Consider the following 4,122-nt stretch of genomic DNA (forward strand, 5'->3'; position numbering starts at 1 on the left):
GGGGCGGAAGGGGCGGTACGGCTAGGTGAGGACCTGCTCGACCTCGGCCGCGAGGCGCTGGCTGATGACGGTGGACACGCCGTCGCCGCGCATCGTGACTCCGTAGAGCGCGTCGGCCACCTCCATCGTCCGTTTCTGGTGCGTGATGATGATCAGCTGGCTCGACTCCCGGAGCTCCCGGAAGATCGTGATCAGGCGGCCGAGGTTGGTGTCGTCGAGGGCGGCCTCCACCTCGTCCATGACGTAGAACGGCGACGGCCGTGCCTTGAAGATCGCCACGAGGAGCGCCACGGCGGTCAGCGACCGCTCGCCGCCGGACAGCAGCGACAGCCGCTTGATCTTCTTGCCCGCGGGCCGGGCCTCGACCTCGATGCCGGTGGTGAGCATGTCGGAGGGATCCGTGAGCACGAGCCTGCCTTCGCCGCCCGGGAACAGGGTCGCGAACACGCGTTCGAACTGCTCCGCCGTGTCGCGGTAGGCGGCCGTGAACACCTGCTCCACGCGCTCGTCGACCTCCCGGATGATGTCCAGGAGGTCCTTGCGGGTCGCCTTGAGGTCCGCCAGCTGGGTGCTCAGGAACTGGTGGCGTTCCTCGAGCGCCGCGAACTCCTCGAGGGCGAGCGGATTGACCCTGCCCAGCGCCGCGAGGTCGCGTTCGGCACGCTTCAGCCGCTTCTCCTGCTGCTCGCGGACGAACGGGACGCCCTGCGGCACCGGATTGCCGTCGTCGTCGACAGGTGCCCGCAGCGCAGCCCACTTGTCACCGCCGGCGGAGTCCTCCGGCACCGGCAGGTGCGGACCGAACTCGTCGACGAGGTGGTCCGGCGTCAGGCCGAGCTCCTCGATGGACCGGTTCTCGAGCGCTTCGATACGGAGCCTCTGCTGCGTGCGTGCAAGCTCGTCGCGGTGCACGGAGTCGGTCAGGCGGGCGAGCTCGACGCCGAGGTCGGCGTTCGTCGCGCGGACCTCCTGCAGCTCCGCGTCCTGCTGCTCACGCAGGCGCTCCACGGCGTCCCGCTGCTGCACGGCGACCTCGACCGATCCTGCGGCGAGCCGTTCGGCGTGGCGGGCGGCCCGCGCGACGGCGGCGGCCTTGAGCGCCTGGGCCCGCCGGATCCTCGCCTTCTCCGCGGCCTGCTCCCGCGCGCGGCGCTCGGACTGCGCCGCGCGCTCCAGCGATGCTGCCCGGTTGGCGAGCGCGGACAGCTGCTCCTCGCGGCTGCGCAGGGCGAGGCGGGCCTCCAGCTCGGCCTGGCGCGCGTCGACCGCTGCACGGTGCAGGGCGTCGCGCTGCCCTGTGGAGGGTTCGGCCTCGACGGGCTGCTCCTGCAGCTCCCGGAGTCGCCGCGCCGCCTCCTCGAGTCGTGTCTCCTCCTGGGCGAGGTTCGCCTCGGCTGCGTGCATCAGGGTCGTCAGTCGTTCGGCCTCCCCGGAGGCCGAACGCAGGCCCGCGTTGAGCCGGCCGAGCCTCTCGGCGACGGCGGCCATCCGCGCATCTGATTCGTGGAGTCGCTCGAGCGCGGCGTCCACCCGCTGCTGCGCGGCGTCCCGTTCGGTCCTCGCCCCCGAGAGCCGGAAGCGCAGGCGCTCGGTCGAGGCGACCGCCTGCGCGAGCCGTTCCTCCGTCTCCTCGGCGGCCGCGCGGAGTTCGAGATAGCCCGCCGCGCCGGGGGTGCCGCCCGTTGCGGAATACCGGGACAGGACGTCCCCGTCGCGCGTGACGGCGACCGGGGTGCTGCCGTCCTCGATCACACCCCGGGCGTGGCCGAGGTCCGTGACCACGACGACGCCGTCCAGCAGGCTCTCGAGCGCGGCCCGGAGCGGCGGCGGAACGGTCACGACGGACAGCACGGGGACGGGGTCGTCGGAATCCCGGAGCGCCGGCCCGAACTCCGCCTTCGCCTGGAGCCCGCCCTCCACCGCGCCGGTGGCGACGACGAGCGAGACCTGACCGGCGTCCTCGGTCTTCAGGAGCTGCAGGGCGTCGACGGCAGCGGCGATGCCCTCCACCGTCACGGCGTCGGCCCGCGCACCGAGGGCAGCGGCGACGGCCTTCTCGAAGCCCGGAGCGACCTGCAGCAGCTGGGCGAGCGGCATGGACACGCCGTCGAGCCCGGCGGCCAGGAGGGCACCGGACCCGTCACGCTGCTGCAGGCCTTCGCGCTGCGCCTCCAGCCGCGCGGCCAGTGCGCCGCGGTCCCGCTCCGCGGAGCGTTCCTCATCGACGAGGATCCGCAGCCCGTCCGTGATGGACGCGAGGACGGCCGATGCCTCCTCGTACTCGGCGTCGAGGCCCTCCTCGCCCTCCTCGTCCCCGGCCACCTGGCTCTCGAGCGCCGTGAAGTCACGCTCGGCGGTGCTGCGACGCTCCTCGGCAGCAGCGATGGACGCGCGGAGGCGGCCGAGTTCGGCGACGGCTGCCTCGACGCGGGAGCGTGCGGCTCCCACCGTGCCCGCGAGCCGCGCATCGCCCTCGCGCCGGTCGGCCGCGGCGCGGAGCAGCCGGGCGAGCCGGGCATCCTCGGCCGATGCGGCGTCCTCGGCGACGCGGCGGGCAGTGAGTGTCTCCTCGAGCACGCGTCCCAGCGACGCCACCTCGTCCTGCAGCGCGGCCACCTCGGTACGGACACGCTCGGCCTGCCGGTCGAGGGAGTCGGGGTCACGCCCCGACTCGGGTTCCGTGCCTCCCTGGCCGAGGAGGTGCCCCCGGTCCTCTGCGCGGGCGGCGAGCGCGGAGAGCCTCTCGCGCGCACTCGACAGGGCGTACCAGGTCTCCCGCGCCCTGTTCAGGGTCGGGACGGACGCCGCCGCGGCCCGCTCGAGGTCCGCCTGGCGTTCCTGCCCGGCGCCGAGGGTCTTCTCGACCTCCTCGCGACGCGCCTGGAGCGCCGCCTCCGCGGCGACGTCCCGCTCGAAACCGGACCGGAGGGTCACCAGCTCGTCCGCGAGCAGCCGGGATCGCGCGTCGCGGACCGCGAACTGCACCTGCTGCGCCCGGCGGGCGACCTCGGCCTGCTTCCCCAGCGGGGTCAGTTGCCGTCGCAGTTCGGCCGTGAGGTCGGACAGCCGCGCGAGGTTGGCCTGCATCGCGTCCAGCTTCCGCACGGTCTTCTCCCGGCGGCGGCGGTGCTTCAGGATGCCGGCGGCCTCCTCGATGAAGCCCCGGCGCTCCTCGGGTGTCGCGTGCAGCACCTTGTCGAGCTGGCCCTGGCCCACGATCACGTGCATCTCGCGACCGAGCCCCGAGTCCGAGAGGAGTTCCTGGATGTCGAGCAGGCGGCAGTTCTTGCCGTTGATGGCGTACTCGGACCCGCCGGCGCGGAAGAGGGTGCGGGAGATGGTCACTTCGGAGTACTCGATCGGCAGGGCGCCGTCCGCGTTGTCGATGGTGAGCGAGACGTGGGCCCGTCCCAGCGGGGCACGGCCGGACGTCCCGGCGAAGATGACGTCCTCCATCTTGCCGCCGCGCAGGGTCTTGGCGCCCTGCTCCCCCATCACCCAGGCGAGGGCGTCGACCACGTTGGACTTGCCCGAGCCGTTCGGACCGACGACGGCGGTCACGCCGGGCTCGAAGTCGAAGGTGGTCGCCGAGGCGAAAGACTTGAACCCCCGCACGGTTAGACTCTTCAGATGCACAGTGTCAGGATCTCCAGGTGGAATGGGACCTCCCCAATCTACTGGAACGCACCGACTGTGCGGAGTATTGGGCAGGCAACACCATGGACGCGCACGATTTCGGCGTGACCGCCCGATGCAATCAGAAGTAGGCTTACAAAAGTTTCAGCAGTATCCAGTATTCAGAGGCGTCCGGGCCGATCCATTCGTGGGTCCCTCACGGCCAACCACCGGCGCTGACCAGTTGACGAGGCAGGAAATTTGACCGGTAACGCGACGTTTCGACATGAAAACACGGCCTTGCTCGCCGTCACGAGTGTGGAGGCGCCGGTAGTCGTCAGTTCCGCCGAGTTCGACGAACGACTGGCCCCCAGCCTGAAGAGGCTCCGCCTCTCGAAGAGGCTCCTCGAACGCGTGGCCGGGGTGACGGAACGGCGCTGGTGGTCTCCCGGGTCCGATTTCGACGACGCCGCGATCGAGGCGGGAGCCAAGGCCATGGCCGAGGCC

At 71.9% G+C, this 4,122-nt stretch carries 1 protein-coding gene and 1 pseudogene; one reads left to right on the plus strand and one right to left on the minus strand.

Features of this window, described 5'->3' with window-relative positions; all coding sequences use genetic code 11:
• Positions 1-21: 21 nt before the first annotated feature.
• On the minus strand, positions 22-3,636 hold the full coding sequence (gene smc, locus CVO76_RS06770) for a chromosome segregation protein SMC (protein ID WP_208741384.1): 3,615 nt from the start codon (positions 3,634-3,636) through the stop codon (positions 22-24).
• Positions 3,637-3,876: 240 nt separating this feature from the next.
• On the opposite strand from smc, the pseudogene CVO76_RS06775 reads away from it, so the two are divergent.
• Positions 3,877-4,122, plus strand: a pseudogene (locus tag CVO76_RS06775) (3-oxoacyl-ACP synthase III); the annotation flags it as partial.

It is taken from the genome of Arthrobacter agilis (assembly GCF_002953615.1).
GTDB lineage: Bacteria > Actinomycetota > Actinomycetes > Actinomycetales > Micrococcaceae > Arthrobacter_D > Arthrobacter_D agilis_B.